We start from the raw sequence: 16,185 nt of genomic DNA, 5'->3' as shown, positions 1-16,185 counted from the left end.
CCTGCAGGCTTTGATTCGGGATTCCCTTGAGCACCGATACTCCATCCGAACCCAATGAATATGGCGCCGATTCCATCAAGGTCCTGAAGGGCCTCGATGCGGTGCGCAAACGCCCCGGCATGTATATCGGCGATACCGATGACGGCTCGGGCCTGCACCACATGGTCTACGAGGTCGTCGACAACGCCATCGACGAGGCGCTGGCGGGGCATGCCGACCTGGTGACGGTGCAGCTCAACGCCGACGGCTCGTGCACGGTCATCGACAATGGTCGCGGCATTCCCACCGGCATCCACGCCGAAGAGGGCGTCTCGGCGGCCGAAGTCATCATGACCCAGCTGCATGCCGGCGGTAAGTTCGACCAGAACTCCTACAAGGTGTCGGGTGGCCTGCACGGCGTGGGCGTCTCGGTGGTGAACGCACTGTCGGTCTGGCTCAGGCTGCGGATCAATCGTGACGGCGAGATCCACGAGATGGAGTTTGCGCACGGCGATGCCGTCGCCCCGCTGAAGCAGGTCGGCACCTACGTCCAGGACAAGCAACCGGGCACCTATGAGGGCCGCTCGGGGACCTCGGTCTCGTTCATGCCGTCGCCCGAGACCTTCACCATGGTGGAGTTCGACTTCAAGACCCTGGAGCATCGCCTGCGCGAGCTGGCGTTCCTCAATTCCGGCGTCCGCATCGTCCTGCGCGACCTGCGTCATCCCGAGCCGATCGAGACGGAGCTGCACTACGAGGGCGGGCTCGAGGCCTTCGTGCGCTATCTCGACCAGGCCAAGACGCCGCTGATTTCGGCGCCCATCCTGCTGCAGTCGGAGCGCGATGGCATCACCGTCGAAGTCGCGATGTGGTGGAACGACAGCTACCACGAGAACGTCCTGTGCTTCACCAACAACATCCCGCAGCGCGACGGCGGCACGCACCTTGCGGGCCTGCGCGCGGCGCTCACCCGGCAGGTGATCAAGTACGCCGAGGAAAGCGGCATCCTCAAGCGCGAGAAGGTCGAGCTGGCGGGTGACGACATCCGCGAGGGGCTGACCTGCATCCTCTCGGTCAAGGTGCCGGACCCCAAGTTCAGCTCGCAGACCAAGGACAAGCTGGTCTCCTCCGAAGTGCGCCCGGTGGTCGAGAACGGGGTCAACGACAAGCTGCAGCAGTGGCTCGAGGAGCATCCCGCCGAGGCCAAGACCGTCGTCGGCAAGGTGGCGGAAGCCGCCGCCGCGCGCGAAGCGGCCCGCAAGGCGCGCGAGCTCACCCGGCGCAAGTCGGCGCTCGACATCAACTTCCTGGCCGGCAAGCTGAAGGACTGCTCGGAGAAGGATCCGGCCCTGTCCGAGATCTTCATCGTCGAGGGCGACTCGGCCGGTGGCTCGGCCACGCAGGGGCGCGATCGCCGCAATCAGGCCGTCCTGCCGCTGCGCGGCAAGATCCTCAACGTCGAGCGCGCGCGCTTCGACCGCATGCTGAGCTCGGAGACCATCGGCAACCTGGTGATGGCGCTGGGTACCTCGATCGGGCGCGAAGACTTCAACATCGACAAGCTGCGCTACCACAAGATCATCATCATGACGGACGCCGATGTCGACGGCGCCCACATCCGGACGCTGCTGCTGACCTTCTTCTACCGGCAGATGCGCGAGCTGATCGATCGCGGCCACATCTATATTGCCCAGCCGCCGCTCTACAAGATCAAGCGCGGCTCGTCCGAGCAGTACCTGAAGGACGAGCGCAGCCTCGAGGACTACCTCATCAATACCGGCACCGAGGATGCGGTGCTGACCAGCCGTGACGGCGTGGCCCATTCGGGCGCGGACCTGCTCGCCATCGTGCGGCAGGCCCGCGATATCGTGCACGCCATCGAGGGGCTGAACACCAAGTACAACCGTTCGATCATCGAGCAGGCGGCCATCGTCGGTGGCCTCGCCGACGCCGCCGGCGACGAGGAGCGCTCGCGCATCGTGATCGAGCGGGTGGTCCGCCGGCTCGACCGCCTGGCCGACGAGTTCGAACGCGGCTGGAGCGGCGAAAGCGACGGCCAGGGTGGCTATGTCTTCCGGCGCACCATTCGCGGCGTGACCGAGACGCATGCCGTCGACGCGCAGCTGCTCGCCTCGGCCGACGCGCGCCGCATCCGGTCGACCGTCGACAAGCTGGGCGATCTCTATGGCGGCGTGGCCAGGCTGGTCCGCAAGGACCAGGCGTTCGACATCTTCGGACCGTTCTCGCTGTTCGACACCATCGCCACGATCGGGCGCAAGGGCATCTCGCTGCAGCGCTACAAGGGCCTGGGCGAGATGAATCCCGAACAGCTGTGGGAGACCACGCTCGACCCCAACGCCCGCACCCTGCTCAAGGTGGAGCAGCGCGAAGACGACAGCGAGGTCGGCATGCTGTTCTCCGAACTGATGGGCGACGTGGTCGAGCCCCGCCGGGTGTTCATCCAGGACAATGCGCTGAGCGTCGCCAACCTCGACGTGTAGCGACTTCGCGGGGCGGCCTCCGGCCGCCCTGTCGCCCCCTCGCAACACCCTCGGCTATGGGGGTTAAGGCCACATAAACCGGCCACAATTACCCTCGATAGCCGAGGGGACCGCGCTGGTCGGAGGCTCGGGAGTCCCGAGTTGGCTTGGGCCTGGCGAGACGGTCGGAACGCCCCATGGTGTCCGCGCGCCCCCAAGGAACTGCCGCCGGATCGAACGCCATGCGCAAGAAGAATGCCGGGGCCCTGTTTATGGACTTTCAGATTTCGCCGGACGACCGTGTCGGAGCGACGCCGAAGAAGGGCTCGCGCTCGTCGCGCAATGCGCCCCAGAAGGCAGCCCGCGGCGCCCGGGTGGAACCCGGCTTCGACGACAGCGCCGTCCATGTCGAGGACGAGCGCAGCGAGCGTGCCCCGCGTGGCAAGCAGAGCCGCGGCAAAGCCAGGGCGCCGAGGGGCAAGAAGACCCGCGGCCGGCGCGAGAAGAAGCCGCTGACGCTGTTCGGCGTCATCGGCAAGCTGATCGGCTGGCTGTTCATTCTCGGCATCTGGGCCGGCGTCGCCGCCGCGGGCGTCATCATCTACTACGCCGTGCAGCTTCCCTCCTCGGACACCTGGAAGGTGCCGGACCGGGCCGCCAATATCCGGATCGTCGCAGCCAATGGCCAGCTGATCTCCAACCGCGGCAAGACCGGCGGCGAAGCCGTGTCGCTGCGCGAGCTGCCCTATTACGTGCCCGCCGCGTTCGTTGCGATCGAGGACCGGCGCTTCTACGAGCATTTCGGCGTCGACGTGGTCGGCCTCGCCTCGGTGGCGCTCGAGTCGATCCAGGCGGGTGAAGTGACCCGCGGCGCCTCGACCATCACCCAGCAGGTGGCCAAGAACCTGTTCCTGACCCCGGACCAGACCCTGGGCCGCAAGGTGCAGGAAGCGCTGCTCGCCATCTGGCTCGAGCAGAACTATTCCAAGGACGACATCCTCGAACTCTACCTCAACCGCATGTATTTCGGTTACGAGAAGTACGGCATCGAGGCAGCGGCGCAGTACTATTTTGGCAAGTCGGCGCGCAACCTGTCGCTGAGCGAGGCAGCCATGCTGGCGGGCTCGCTGCAGGCACCGTCGCGGCTCAATCCCAAGGGCAAGCCGGAACTGGTCAAGGCGCGCCAGCAGCTTGTGCTGAACGCCATGGCCAAGGAAGGCTATATCAACACCAACGAGGCCAAGGCGGCGGCGATCGACCCCAGCCAGACCATCCGCACCAAGGTGGTGGGCGGCGAATCCTACGTCGCCGACTGGGTCGAAAGCCTGATGACCGCCTATCTCGGCGACGTGAAGCAGGACGTGATCGTCCACACCACGATCAACTGGGACCTGCAGAAGGAAGCCGAGTTCGCGGTCAAGGAAGCGGTCTCCAAGTACGGCAAGGACAAGGGCTTCAGCCAGGGCGCCATGGTCGCGATGGATGTCGACGGCTCGGTGCGCGCCCTCGTCGGCGGCGTCGACTACCAGCAGAGCCAGTACAACCGCGCCGTGACGGCGCGCCGGCAGCCCGGCTCGGCGTTCAAGCCGTTCGTCTACCTGGCAGGCATGGAGAAGGGCTATACGCCCGATACCGTCGCCACTGACGGTCCGATCGACATCAACGGCTGGCAGCCGCAGAACGCCGACGGCAAGTATGGCGGCGAAATGACCCTGCGCACCGCGCTGGCGCTGTCGCGCAACACGGTCGCGGCGCTGCTCGCCAACGATGTCGGGCCGGACAAGGTGGTCGAGGCGGCGATGCGCATGGGCATCTCGTCGCCGCTGCAGGCCGTGCCCTCGATTGCGCTGGGCACGCAGGAAGTCTCGCTGCTCGAACTCACGGCCGCCTACGCGCCCTTCGCCAATGGCGGCATCGGCGTCATCGCCAACGTCATCACCCGCATCGAGACGGCCGACGGCAAGGTGCTCTATGACGCCGTGGCGGCCGGCCCGGGCCGGGTGATCGAGCCCAACATCGTGGCCGAGATGAACGACATGCTGCACGCGGCGGTCGAGATCGGCACCGGCAAGCGCGCCCAGCTGAACGGCTGGCCCATGGCCGGCAAGACCGGCACGTCGCAGAAGGCCCGCGACGCCCTGTTCGTCGGCTATACCTCGCGCATGGTCGCCGGTGTCTGGCTCGGCAACGACAACGACGTCGGCACCCGGCTCTCGGGCGGCAACGTGCCGGTGGAGATCTGGAGCCAGTTCATGACCAAGGCGCACGACGGCATCCCGGTCGCCGACCTGCCCGGCGCGGCATCGCAGCCCGGCCTCGACCAGCAGCAGTTGCAGCCGATGGAGCAGCCGCCGGTGGAGCGGCCCAAGCGGACGCTGGTCGACCTCCTGGGCGACATTTTCGGCGGCAACTAGGCTCCGGAAGCTCGTGGCGCCGCGACGAACCCAGGACAGTCGGAGGAAGGGTGCATGCGCCAGACCGTTCTCGCCGCTCTTCTCATGCTGGCGGGCCTGCTCGGAACCATGCGGGAGGCCGTCGCCTACACGGCCGTCGCCGTGTCGGGCTCGCTCGCCTATGGCTTCTGCAACAACATGCAGTCGCAGGGCGAGGCAGACAGTTGCGCCCTGAGCTACTGCCAGCAGGGCGCCGCCGACCCGGAAACCTGCGCCATCGGGTTGAGGAGCGAGCCGACGGGCAACTACGCGCTGGCGATCGGCGGCGGCAGCTGGGGCGCTGCCATGGGCCAGAGCCAGGCAGACGCCGATCGCGATGCGCTCGGCTATTGCGCCAACTCCGCCTGCGCCGTTGTGGCGCGCTGGACCGAGGGGATTGTCCGCGGGAACTAGCTAGCTGGCTCCCGCCAGCGGCAGTCTCAACTCGATGTCATCCCCGCGAAAGCGGAGATCTCTGTTTCTGGCAGGCACCGCAAACCGAGGTTCCCGCTTTCGCGGGAAGGACCCGGCGGGTGGGTGAGACGGGTGCCTAGCTGTCGAGCCCGTAGCCCATCAGCACCTTGCCGTGGGCCTTGAGCCAGGCCTTGCCTCTTTCCATGTCGGGCAGGGCGCGGGTCACCGCCTTCCAGAAGCTGGGCGAGTGGTTCATGTGGACGAGGTGGGCGACCTCGTGCGCGGCGACATAGTCGAGCACGAAGGGAGGGGCCAGCACGAGGCGCCAGTTGTAGTTGAGCCGCCCCGTCGATGAGCAGGAGCCCCAGCGCGTCGACTGGCTGCGCATGGCCACCGACTTCACCTCGACGCCCAGCGTCGCGGCATGGATGTTCGAGCGCTCGGCCAGGTCGCGCTGCGCCTCGGCCTTCAGCCACTCGGTCAGCCGGCGCGGAATGTGCACCGCCTCGCCCGGCACCAGCAGCGCCGGCTCGCCCTCGATCTCGGCGGCCTCGACGCGACCGCGCAGGCGCCCGGTGGCGTGGATGCGATGGGCAATGCCGCGCAGCGGCACCAGCTCGCCATGGCTGAACGCGGTGCGGGGGGCGCTGCGCCTGATCCGGGCCGCGAGCCAGCCGCGGTGGCGGTTGAGGAAGCCCTCGGCCTCGGGCCAGCGACCGGTGCTCGGCAGGGTCAGCACCGGGCTGCCGTGGTGCGGGACGGTCAGCCGATAGCTCCGGGCCCGCGCGCTGACCTTGACGGTAATCTCGACTGCACAGCCGTCGAGGATCAGCGTAGCGGTCGCCGGGATCTTGGCGGAGCGGTCCGGGAACAGGAAATTCATGACCTGATCATCGCCGATTCGAGGCCCGTTCCGACGACAAAAAAAGCGCCCCCGGAGGAGCGCTTAGTCGTCAGGAGGACATTGGGCCAGAACTCAGGCGTTCTGCCCATGGTCGGAGCCGCCGTAGTTCGGGCGGTTGCCGTTGCGGTCGCGCATGAAGCGGTCGAACTCCTCGCGGTCCTTGGCCATGCGCAGGTTGCGCATGTACTCGTGGAACGCGTTGACCTCCTCGTCGAGGCGCTTGCGCTCCTCTTCGAGCCGGCGCAGCTGCTCGGCGCGGTAGTCGTCGAAGGCGGCATTGCCGCTCGAGTGGTGGAACCCGTGGCGGAAGGCATGGCCACGCGGGCCGCAGCGTTCCGCCCAGGCGCGGGATCGGTTGACGAACCCTTCCGCCTTTTCCGCCGAGCCGCCGAACATTTCGCCCCACAGGATGTAGGCGAGCATGGCGAGGCCGAGCGGCCACCAGACGACGAAGCCCAGGACCATCAGGGCGATGGTCAGCGGGCCCCATTGCGGTTTGACAATTGCAGTATTCATCGGGCTTCTCCCAGAGGCGGGAACCGGGGGGAAGTCAGCGACTGCTCCGGTTCGGTTCCCGCGATATTCAACCAGTCACGAACCCCTGCGATGTGGGCCACCCCGGGGCAGGATCAAGCGATTCCGCACGGATTTTGGCCCTTGAAATGGCGTGCTAGACTTCCCATGCGGGCGCTGGGACGACCCGGAAAGGACGACTTCATGGCATTGGCACTGGGTTCGGAGGCCGTACTGCCCGGCACGTGGCGGCCGCTCCGGCTCGGCACGCTGGTCGGTCTGCGCTGGCTGGCGATCGTCGGGCAGGCGATCGGCGTGCTGTTTGTCGCCTTCGGTCTCGGCTTTCCGCTGCCGCTGGCGCAGTGCCTCGTGCTGATCGGGCTGTCCGTCCTGCTCAACCTGTGGCTGCTGTTGCGCCTCGGCGAAGGCTATCGACCCTCGGCGACGGTGGCGACGGTGCACCTGAGCTGGGACCTGTGCCAGCTCGCCGCCCTGCTGGCGATAACGGGCGGCTTGCAGAATCCGTTCTCGCTGTTGCTGCTGGCGCCGGTCTCGGTATCGGCGACGACCCTGCCGCAGCGCGCCACCACCATCATCGCCATGCTGGCCATCCTGCTCGCGTCGCTGCTGGCGGTCTTCCACCTCGACCTGCCCTGGGCGCCGGACGAGAAGCTCGTCTTCGACCGCGTCTATGTCATCGGCATCTGGGTCTCGATCGTCTGTGGCACCACCTTCATTGCCGCCTATACCAACCGCGTGGCGCACGAGGCGCGCCAGCTCGCCGATGCCCTTGCCGCCACGGAACTGGCGCTCTCGCGCCACGAGCAGCTGAACGCGCTCGACGGGCTTGCGGCGGCCGCGGCGCATGAACTGGGCACGCCGCTCTCGACCATCGCGCTCGTCGCCCGCGAGATGCGCGACGAGCTGCCCGACGGCGACGTGCGCGAGGATGCCGAGCTGATCATGTCGCAGGCGGCGCGCTGCCGCGAGATCCTCGGCAAGCTGCGCAGCCTGCGCGATACGCCGGGCGACCCGTTCGCCGCCGTGCCGCTGGGCGAGCTTCTGGCCGAAGTGGTGCAGCCGCTAGAGGGCACCGGCAAGGCCATCTCCATCCGCATCGACCGCTCGGGCGGGCCGGACCCGGTGATCAAGCGGGGCGCGAGCCTGCTCTACGGGCTCGGCAACCTGATCGAGAACGCCGCCCAGTTCGCCCGGCAGTCGGTGCTGATCGATGCCAGCTGGGACAAGTCGGCGCTGACGGTGACGATCACCGACGACGGGCCGGGCTTTCCATCCGAGCTCATCGCGCGGCTGGGCGAACCCTACCTCACCACCCGGGCGCGCGACCCCGACAGCCCCGAGCCCGGCGGGCTCGGGCTGGGCATCTTCATTTCCAAGACCCTGCTCGAGCGCACCGGGGCAAGAATCCGGTTCGAGAACGAGGCGGCCGACGGCCATGCCCGCGTCCGGCTGGTCTGGCCGCGGGCCGCACTCGAGACGGCGTGAGGTGAGCCGCCTTGAGATGGGTCCCCGGGTCAAGCCCGGGGACGACGGTGATAGAGGGCGCGGTCGGTGTTGGCTGAATGTGTGCCGCGCTCGGGGGGCCTGGCTTCTTTGACCTTTTGGCCGAAAGCCCTTACATCAGGCCCCGATGAGCACAGTCGATGAACTACTTGCGGCCGACCGTAGCCTCCTATTGGTCGATGACGACAAGACTTTCCTGACCCGCCTCGAGCGGGCGATGCAGAAGCGCGGCTTCGATGTCCGCATTGCCGACACCGTGGCGGGCGGCCTTGCGGCCGTTTCCGAGGCGCCGCCGGCCTATGCCGTGGTCGATCTCCGCCTCGAGGACGGCAACGGGCTCGACGTGGTCGCGGCCCTGCACCAGAAGCGCGGCGACGCCCGCGCCGTGGTGCTGACCGGCTATGGCAACATCGCCACCGCGGTGACCGCCGTGAAGCTGGGCGCCGTGGACTACCTGAGCAAGCCCGCCGATGCCGAGGATGTGATCAACGCGCTGCTGGCGAACGGCGACAAGCCGCCCGAGCCGCCGGAAAACCCGATGTCGGCCGACCGGGTACGCTGGGAGCACATCCAGCGCGTCTACGAGCTCTGCGACCGGAACGTCTCGGAGACGGCGCGCCGTCTCAACATGCACCGGCGCACGCTGCAGCGCATCCTCGCCAAGCGCGCGCCGAAGTAACCCCGACACAATCGACAGACAACGAACGCCCCGGAGGCCAGCATGACGGTCACGCTTTACTTCCACGGGGCGGCGGGGACCGTGACCGGGTCGTGCTACCGGATCGTCCATCCGCGCGGCCAGTTCCTCGTCGATTGCGGCATGTTCCAGGGCAACCGGACCGTCCGCGGGCTCAACTACAAGCCCTTCCCGTTCGACCCCCGGGCCATCGACTTCCTGCTGCTGACGCATGCCCATATCGACCATGCCGGGCTGCTGCCCAAGCTCTGCCGGCAGGGCTACCGCAAGCCGATCTGGGCGACCGGACCGACCGACAACCTGCTCGAGTACCTGCTGCCCGACGCGGCCGGCATCCAGGAAAGCGAGGCCGAGCGCGAAACGCGCAAGCGTACGAAGCGCGCCGAGGAGCCGTTCAAGCCGCTCTACACGATGGAAGACGCCGAAGAGGCGCTCAAGCTGCGCAAGTCCGTCACCTACCAGGAGTGGATCGAGCCCGGCCCGGGCGTGCGCGCCCGCTACTGGAACGCCGGCCACATCCTGGGCTCGGCCTCGATCGAGGTCGAGGTCGCCGATGTCGACGGCAAGATCATCCGGATCCTGTTCTCCGGCGACCTCGGCCCCGACGTCAAGGTGTTCTGGGACGCGCCCGACGCGCCCTCGGGCTACGACTACATCCTCAGCGAATCCACCTATGGCGGGCGCGAGCGCGAGGACTACACGCTCGAACAGCGGCGCGAGACGCTCAGGACCGAGATCAACACGGCACTCGGCCGCGGCGGCAACCTCGTCATTCCCACCTTCGCGGTCGAGCGCAGCCAGGAGCTGCTGCACGACATCGGTTACCTGATCAAGCGCGGCGAGATCAGCCCCAGCCTCGTCTTCCTCGACAGCCCGCTGGCCAGCAAGGTGACCGGCGTCTACCGCAAGTATGCGGCCATGTTCGACGATGTCGAACTCAACGCCGACGAACTGTTCAACGACCCGCGCTTCCGCATCGTCGAGGGCGTGGAGGAGAGCAAGGCGATCAACTCGATCCGTGGCGGCGCCATCATCATGTCGGCCTCCGGCATGTGCGACGCGGGGCGGATCAAGCACCACCTCAGGGTCAACCTGCCGCGCGCCAATGCCACGGTGCTGTTCGTCGGCTATCAGGCGCCGGGCACGCTGGGGCAGATCATCCAGTCGGGCGCCAGGGAAGTGCGCATCCATTCCGAGCTGGTGCCGGTGCGGGCCCAGGTGCGCAGCCTCGGCAACTACTCGGCCCATGCCGATCATTCCGAGCTCGTCGCCTGGGTAACGAAGCGCCTGCCGGCGCATGGCGCGATCTTTCTGACCCATGGCGAGGACGAGGAGCGCGCCGCGCTCAAGGCCGCCCTGATGCACGACGACGGCCTCGGCTCCGACCAGGTGATCACGCCGCTCCTGGACGATGCCTTCGAACTCCGGGCCGAGGGCATCGGTGGGGTCGAACACCCGTCGGAGCGGCGCGTCGACCTCAGCCAGGTTACCTCCGACTGGCACAATGCCTATGCCAGCTTCATCATCGATCTCAGTCACCAGCTGCAGTCGGCACCGACCGACGCGCAGCGGATCGCGGTGATGGAGGCGCTCAAGGCGACGCTCGCCAATAGCGGGCCGGTGAGCCCGCCACTGCCGATGAAGACGCAGCCCGGCCGGCCGCAGGTGCTGCACGGCGAGCCGAGCGGCGAATAGGGGACATCCCTGGTTCCTGCACAAGCACCCTCCCTCGCGGAAAGGGATGTGGGACGGTCAGCGCTTCGGTTCGAGGTAGCGCGCCAGGTAGATGGCCAGCAGCAGCGGCGGCAGCATCACCGCGAAGGTGACGCGGATCGAGGCGGCGGTCGCGATCCAGCCCAGCACCGCCGGGGTGCCGAGCAGCAGGATCTGCTGGCTCATGGTCAGCGCCGCGACATTCTGCGAGGCCGGGCGATCGCCGAGGCGCGCCGCCGCCGAGGTCGAGAGCGGGAACGACACGCACACGCCGGCCCCGATCAGGAAGAAGCCCAGCAGCGCGACGACCAGGTTGGGCGAGAAGATGACCAGCAGCAATCCGGCCAGCGCCGTCAGGCCGAGCCCGCGCGCCAGCCGGACCGGACCCCAGCGCGTGACGGCACGGTCGGCCAGCAGGCGGCCGGTCGATTGCGCCGCCATGAAGGCGGGCAGCGTCAGCGTATCGACCCATTCGGGGGCCACGAAGCTGTCGCGCATGAAGATCACCGACCAGTTCCGCAAGCCGCCTTCGAGCAGCGCCGAGCCGAAGGCGTAGCCGACCAGCAACAGGGTCATGCCGGTGGGCAGCGCGATGCGCGGAGCCTTGCCGGTCCCGGCATGCGGCCGCGGCGGGGCGCTGCGCATCGGCAGCGCCACGAGCACGATGCCAGCCAGCACGGGCACCAGGACGAGGGCGAAGTGCATGGCGGGCGCGATGCCGGCGCCGCGCATGGCGGTCGCCACCAGCGAGGAGGCCAGCAGCCCGACGCTCCACACCCCGTGGCAGGTGTTCATGATGCGCGTCCCAAGCGCCGCCTCGACCCGGTCGGCTTCGACATTGACGGCGATGTTGCTGATGGCGAAGACGCCGCCGAACACGGCGAAGCCCAGCCAGAGCAGCGGCAGGCTGGGCGCGAGCGCCATCAGCACGAGGGTCAGCGCCATGAGGGGAATGGTGGTGAGGATCACGAGGCGCGTGCCGATGCGCTCGACCACCTGGCTGGCGATCATGAAGCACAGGATGGCCCCGGCCGGCTGACCGAGGAGGGCGAGGCCCAGCTCGGCCTCGCTGAGCTGCAGCCCGCTCTGGAAATCGGGGATGCGGGCAAACATGCCGCCCTGCGCGATGGCGTGGATCAGGAACACCAGGATGATGCGGCGGGCCGAAACCGTGTTCATGCCGATCTCACAGGTCCTGGGGGTCCATCAGCACGTGGATGCGGTCGGCGCCGAGCCGGGCGAGCTTCAGCAGCATCGCCTTGCGGCGGGCCGGCGCCAGCGCACTCTCCCGTCCCATCCTGAGGATCGCCGCATCGTGGCCGTCGCCCACCATCAGCCCTTCGTCGTCGGGGAAGATGTCGGGGTCGAGCTCGGGAGGCTTGGCGAAGAAGAAGCGGTCGCAGAAGTCCTTGTAGTCGGGCCATTTGCGGTCGACCTGGAAATCGACCAGGGAGGACTTGATCTCGACGATCCAGATCTCGCCCCTCGGCCCGAGCGCCAGGACGTCGGCGCGGCGGCCATTGCTGAGCGGCACCTCGGCGTAGCAGCAGAAATCGTGTGCGTTGCGCAGGAAGCGCATGACGCCGCGCTGGACGCGCAGCGCCGTCGGCGATTGCCTCAGATCGACGATCTTCGGCAGCTCAGCCATGGGGCGTCGCCGGCTCCGGTTCCGACAGCACCGGCGTTGGCCGGGCGGCGAGGGCCCGGATCGCCAGCAGCGCCGCGATGACCAATGGCACCACCACGAAATACGAGGTGCGGATGCCGAAGGCCTCGGCGATGAAGCCCAGCAGCGGCGGCCCGAGGAAGAAGACGACGAAGGTCATCTGCCCCAGGGATGCGACGTTGACCGACGCCGGCCGATCCGTGCGCTGCGCCGCGGCCGAGACGGCCAGCGGATAGACCGACGAGCAGCCCAGCCCCATCAGCAGGAAGCCGAACAGCGCCACATAGGGGTGGGGCGCAAGGCCGACGATCACCAGCCCCACGGCGGCAATGCCGAGCAGCGTGCCTGCAACGACTCGCGGGCTGTAGCGCTCGACCACCGGATCCATGAACAGGCGGGCGAGCGCCATGAACAGCGAGAAGATGGTGATCGACAGCCCGCCCACGAACGGCTCCACGGCAAACACGTCGCGCATGTAGATCGCCGACCAGTCGATGCCCGCGCCCTCGACGAGCAGCGGCGCGGCGCCGATGAGGCAGAGCGGCAGCAGCCCGATGGTGGGGAACGCCACCAGCGGCATCTTGCCCGCGTGCGCCTCGATGCGGGGCGGAGCGTTCTCGATCCGCGCGAACACGATGCAGCCGAAGATCACCACGACCACCAGGGCAGCGAAGGTGTGCACGTGCACCGAGACCCCCAGCTGGCGCACGCCGGCCGAGATGAAGGCGGTGACGAAAAAGCCCAGGCTCCACATCCCGTGCGCGCGGCTCATGATGCGCGTGCCCAGTTGCGCCTCGTGCCGGTCGGTCTCGAGATTGACGTTGATCTCGAGGGCGCCAGCCAGCAGCCCGGCAACGAAGAACACCGGGATGAGCAGCAACGCCGAGGGCACCCACGGCACGATCGCGTACATGGCGGAGGCGCCGAACACCGTGACGAACGCCGTGGTGCGCGCGCCGAACCGCTCGATGAGCGGGCTCGAAAAGGTCAGGCCGCACAGGGCCCCGACCGACATGGCAATCAGGATGAGGCCGAGCTGCCCCTCGCTCAGGTGCAGTGACTTCTGCAGGTCGGGCAGGCGCGACAGGAGGGCGCCCATCGACAGCGAGAACACGAAGAAGATGCCGTACACCCGTTGGTGCGGTTTCAGGCTGAACATCAGTCGACCTCATGGCGGATCGGCTTCCGGCCCAGGGCATCGGCGAAGATGAGGCTCAGGATGACGAGTGGAATACCGATGCCGAACGACCAGCGGATGCCGAAGTGCTCGGCAACATAGCCCAGCAGCGGCGGTCCGAGGAGGAAGGCGACGAAGCTGGTCTGCGCCAGCGAGGCGACATTGGTCGCCGCCGGACGGTCGGTGCGCTGCGCCGCCGCCGACATGGCGAGCGGGAAGATCGCCGAAGTGCCGATGCCGGCAAGTCCGAAGCCGAGCAGCGCCATCCAGTCGGAGCCGGCAAAGAAGATCAGCAGGGCGCCGACGAAGAGGATCGAGAGCAGCACGCGCGACACCACGGTGGGGCTGTAGCGCTCGACGAAGGGATCGATGAAGAAACGCGTCATCGCCTGCGTAAAGGCGCCGAGCGCCACGGCAAAGCCGGCGAGGAACGGGGTCACGTGGAACTCGTCGCGCATGTAGATCGCCGACCAGTCGATGCCGGCGCCCTCCATGATCATGGCCGAGAGCGTCACGATGACGAGGATCATGATGGCGAGCGTGGGGGTGGCAAAGCCCCTGGTCTCGTCGGTCGAGCCGCCGCTGCGATGCGGCGCGGGATCGAAGCGGCCGAGCAGCAGCGCGACGCCGAGGATCACCACAGGCACCATGAGCAACAGATGGATGTGCACCTCGAGGCCGGTCTGCGCGACGGCGGCGGAGACGATGCCGGCGGAAAAGAAGCCGAAGCTCCAGAAGCCGTGCGCCCGGTTCATGATGCGGCGGCCGATCAGGTGCTCGGTGCGATCCGCCTCGAGGTTGAGGATGATCTCGATGCCGCCGATGACCAGCCCGACCGGGACCAGCAGCAGGAAGAAGGCCAGCGGACCGCCGGCGAAGCTGGCGATGGCGTAGAACAGCGACAGCAGCGGGATGAGGGTCAGGATCGAGCGGCGGTAGCCGAACCTTTCCAGCCACGGGCCGGCGACACTGAGCGAGATCAGCGTACCGACGGCGGCGCCGATCAGGCCGAAGCCGAGCGCGCCTTCCTGCACGCCCATGGCGTGCTGGATATCCGGCAGGCGCGGCGGCAGGCTGCCCATACAGAACGAATAGATGAAGAAGCCACCATAAACCCGCCGCTGCGGCGGCAGCTCGATACCGAATCTCATACCCAGGGGAACTCGCGAAGGAAGGCGCGGGACCCTATTAAAATCGGTTCAATCGGGCAAGCGCCGGCGCATGTTTCCGACCGGGACGATCGACGTCGTTTCGGGGAAGCATTCGGGCACGCGCCGCCGGCGCGGCCCTAAACGGCCACCTGCATCTCGTCGCGCATGACGCTGACGCCGCTCAAGACCGTGCGCATGATCTCCAGGCGGCGATACTGGCCGTTGCGCTGGCCGTGCGTCAGGCGCATCCCGCGGTCGGGGCCGAGGTAGTCCGCCGTCTCGAAATAGACCTGCGTGTGGTCGACCAGCCGGTCGAGGCGGCCGGAGACGCGATGTGACGTGAAGGGCAGCGTGATCACGTCGTCGAAGCCCATCTCGACGCAGGTGCGGATGGCATCGAGCGACGGGCTCTCGGAGAAATACACCATGGGCGAGAAGCGGATCCGCCGACTCGGCGAGAAGCGGACGGCGTCGGCCGTCGCCTTCAGTCCGAGCACGTCGTCGACCGCGGCGAACAGGAAGAACAGCAGCGGAGTCTGCTGCGCCTGCGCCTCGGCGGCGGCGAGGCTGGCGAAGGGGGACACGGCGGCAAAGCCGAGGCCTCGCGCCAGGTGGGCAAGTGCGGCCCCCGGACCATCATGCGGTCCCACGACGAAAGCACAGGCGCGCACGTTGCCTCCGTTCGATGACCTGCCCGACGCGGGAGTATGGCGCAGCCGGATTGCCGCGCGGTTAAGGCGCGCCCGATTCGTCGCGCTGACCAACCGGTGGCAGCCCCTCGCCAACGAAAAAGGGCCGGTCGTCGGACCGGCCCTTTGTTCAGGATTGCTGGCGACCGTCAGGCCTTCCTGGGCAGCAGCTTCCAGATGCCGACCAGGCTGAGCGCGGCAAAGGCCATCTTCAGCACGTCCCACAGGACGAACGGGGCGATGGCGCCGTTCCAGGCGGTGGTGACGAGGTTGCCTGCATCGAGCCAGCCCGGCAGCGCCGCACCCGACTGGATGATGATGTTGGCGACGATCAGCAGCCAGGTGAAGCCGAAGGCGAAGGCCACCGCATCGGCAGCCAGCATGGCGAGGAACAGCAGGGCCGGACGGCCCGAGGCGCCAAGGTCGGCGGCGCGCCCGATGATGTAGGCCATCGGCAGGTAGCCGACGAGGAAGCCGAACGAGGGGCGCAGGATATAGTCGAAGCCGCCGCCGGTGGCGAAGACCGGCAGGCCGGCGAGACCCTCGACGAGATAGAGGGCGACCGTGGCAACGGCGATCCGCCAGCCGAAACCGGCGGCGAGCGCCGCTACGGCGAGCGTCTGCAGCGTGACCGGCACCGGCATCACCGGCACGCTGATCTTGGCCGACAGCGCCAGAATGAACGAACCCACGACGACCGTGGCGATGTTGGCCACAAGGCGGGCCGACTGCGACTTGGGCGAAAGCACGCCGAGAACGGTATTCGGCGTGGTGAGCGTCAAGGCCATTGCCAATCCTTCAGCAAGAGGAGAAATTCCAGCGCCCTTTTACTAGTCGCTCCCCTGG

Annotated in this window: 14 protein-coding genes; 6 read left to right on the top strand and 8 right to left on the bottom strand. The window is 67.8% G+C overall.

Going from position 1 to position 16,185, the window contains the following annotated elements:
* Nucleotides 1-26: 26 nt before the first annotated feature.
* The 3 genes from gyrB (at nt 27) to J0I99_RS08915 (ending at nt 5,305) form a co-directional block, all read left to right on the top strand.
* Nucleotides 27-2,480: a DNA topoisomerase (ATP-hydrolyzing) subunit B gene (gene gyrB, locus J0I99_RS08925; RefSeq protein WP_291397142.1), complete on the top strand. Its 2,454-nt coding sequence runs from the start codon at nt 27-29 to the stop codon at nt 2,478-2,480.
* Between the two features lie 221 nt (nt 2,481-2,701).
* Nucleotides 2,702-4,873 (top strand): transglycosylase domain-containing protein, encoded by a 2,172-nt coding sequence (locus tag J0I99_RS08920; RefSeq protein ID WP_291397141.1) that lies wholly within the window; start codon nt 2,702-2,704, stop codon nt 4,871-4,873.
* A gap of 54 nt (nt 4,874-4,927) precedes the next feature.
* Nucleotides 4,928-5,305: a hypothetical protein gene (locus J0I99_RS08915; RefSeq protein WP_291397140.1), complete on the top strand. Its 378-nt coding sequence runs from the start codon at nt 4,928-4,930 to the stop codon at nt 5,303-5,305.
* Nucleotides 5,306-5,441: 136 nt separating this feature from the next.
* Here J0I99_RS08915 and J0I99_RS08910 read toward each other — a convergent pair whose 3' ends face one another.
* Both J0I99_RS08910 and J0I99_RS08905 read right to left on the bottom strand, forming a co-directional pair.
* Nucleotides 5,442-6,188 carry a M48 family metallopeptidase gene (locus J0I99_RS08910; RefSeq protein WP_291397139.1) on the bottom strand — a complete coding sequence of 249 codons (747 nt, stop codon included), beginning with the start codon at nt 6,186-6,188 and terminating at the stop codon, nt 5,442-5,444.
* 93 nt (nt 6,189-6,281) lie between these two features.
* Nucleotides 6,282-6,725 carry a DUF2852 domain-containing protein gene (locus tag J0I99_RS08905; protein ID WP_291390890.1) on the bottom strand — a complete coding sequence of 148 codons (444 nt, stop codon included), beginning with the start codon at nt 6,723-6,725 and terminating at the stop codon, nt 6,282-6,284.
* Nucleotides 6,726-6,926: 201 nt separating this feature from the next.
* On the opposite strand from J0I99_RS08905, the gene J0I99_RS08900 reads away from it, so the two are divergent.
* From J0I99_RS08900 to J0I99_RS08890, 3 genes are all read left to right on the top strand, one after another.
* Nucleotides 6,927-8,228 carry an ActS/PrrB/RegB family redox-sensitive histidine kinase gene (locus J0I99_RS08900; RefSeq protein WP_291397138.1) on the top strand — a complete coding sequence of 434 codons (1,302 nt, stop codon included), beginning with the start codon at nt 6,927-6,929 and terminating at the stop codon, nt 8,226-8,228.
* Nucleotides 8,229-8,373: 145 nt separating this feature from the next.
* Nucleotides 8,374-8,925, top strand: a complete 552-nt coding sequence (locus tag J0I99_RS08895; protein WP_291390888.1) for an ActR/PrrA/RegA family redox response regulator transcription factor — start codon at nt 8,374-8,376, stop codon at nt 8,923-8,925.
* A gap of 42 nt (nt 8,926-8,967) precedes the next feature.
* Nucleotides 8,968-10,638, top strand: coding sequence for an MBL fold metallo-hydrolase (locus J0I99_RS08890; protein ID WP_291397137.1), 1,671 nt, complete (start codon nt 8,968-8,970; stop codon nt 10,636-10,638).
* A gap of 57 nt (nt 10,639-10,695) precedes the next feature.
* Here the strand turns inward: J0I99_RS08890 and J0I99_RS08885 are convergent, their stop codons facing one another.
* The 6 genes from J0I99_RS08885 to J0I99_RS08860 form a co-directional block, all read right to left on the bottom strand.
* Nucleotides 10,696-11,835, bottom strand: a complete 1,140-nt coding sequence (locus J0I99_RS08885; RefSeq protein ID WP_291390886.1) for an MFS transporter — start codon at nt 11,833-11,835, stop codon at nt 10,696-10,698.
* A gap of 7 nt (nt 11,836-11,842) precedes the next feature.
* Complete coding sequence (locus J0I99_RS08880) at nt 11,843-12,304, bottom strand: MmcB family DNA repair protein (protein ID WP_291390885.1); 462 nt, start codon at nt 12,302-12,304, stop codon at nt 11,843-11,845.
* Nucleotides 12,297-13,472, bottom strand: a complete 1,176-nt coding sequence (locus tag J0I99_RS08875; RefSeq protein WP_291390895.1) for an MFS transporter — start codon at nt 13,470-13,472, stop codon at nt 12,297-12,299. Before J0I99_RS08875 ends, J0I99_RS08880 begins: the two co-directional genes overlap by 8 nt.
* A gap of 8 nt (nt 13,473-13,480) precedes the next feature.
* Nucleotides 13,481-14,650: an MFS transporter gene (locus J0I99_RS08870; protein WP_291390884.1), complete on the bottom strand. Its 1,170-nt coding sequence runs from the start codon at nt 14,648-14,650 to the stop codon at nt 13,481-13,483.
* Nucleotides 14,651-14,787: 137 nt separating this feature from the next.
* Complete coding sequence (locus tag J0I99_RS08865; protein ID WP_291397136.1) at nt 14,788-15,321, bottom strand: hypothetical protein; 534 nt, start codon at nt 15,319-15,321, stop codon at nt 14,788-14,790.
* Nucleotides 15,322-15,488: 167 nt separating this feature from the next.
* Nucleotides 15,489-16,127: a biotin transporter BioY gene (locus J0I99_RS08860; protein ID WP_291392751.1), complete on the bottom strand. Its 639-nt coding sequence runs from the start codon at nt 16,125-16,127 to the stop codon at nt 15,489-15,491.
* Nucleotides 16,128-16,185: the final 58 nt, after the last annotated feature.

The sequence above is a fragment of the Devosia sp. genome (assembly GCF_017307495.1).
Lineage (GTDB): Bacteria > Pseudomonadota > Alphaproteobacteria > Rhizobiales > Devosiaceae > Devosia_A.
This window is presented reverse-complemented; position numbering and strand designations above follow the sequence as displayed.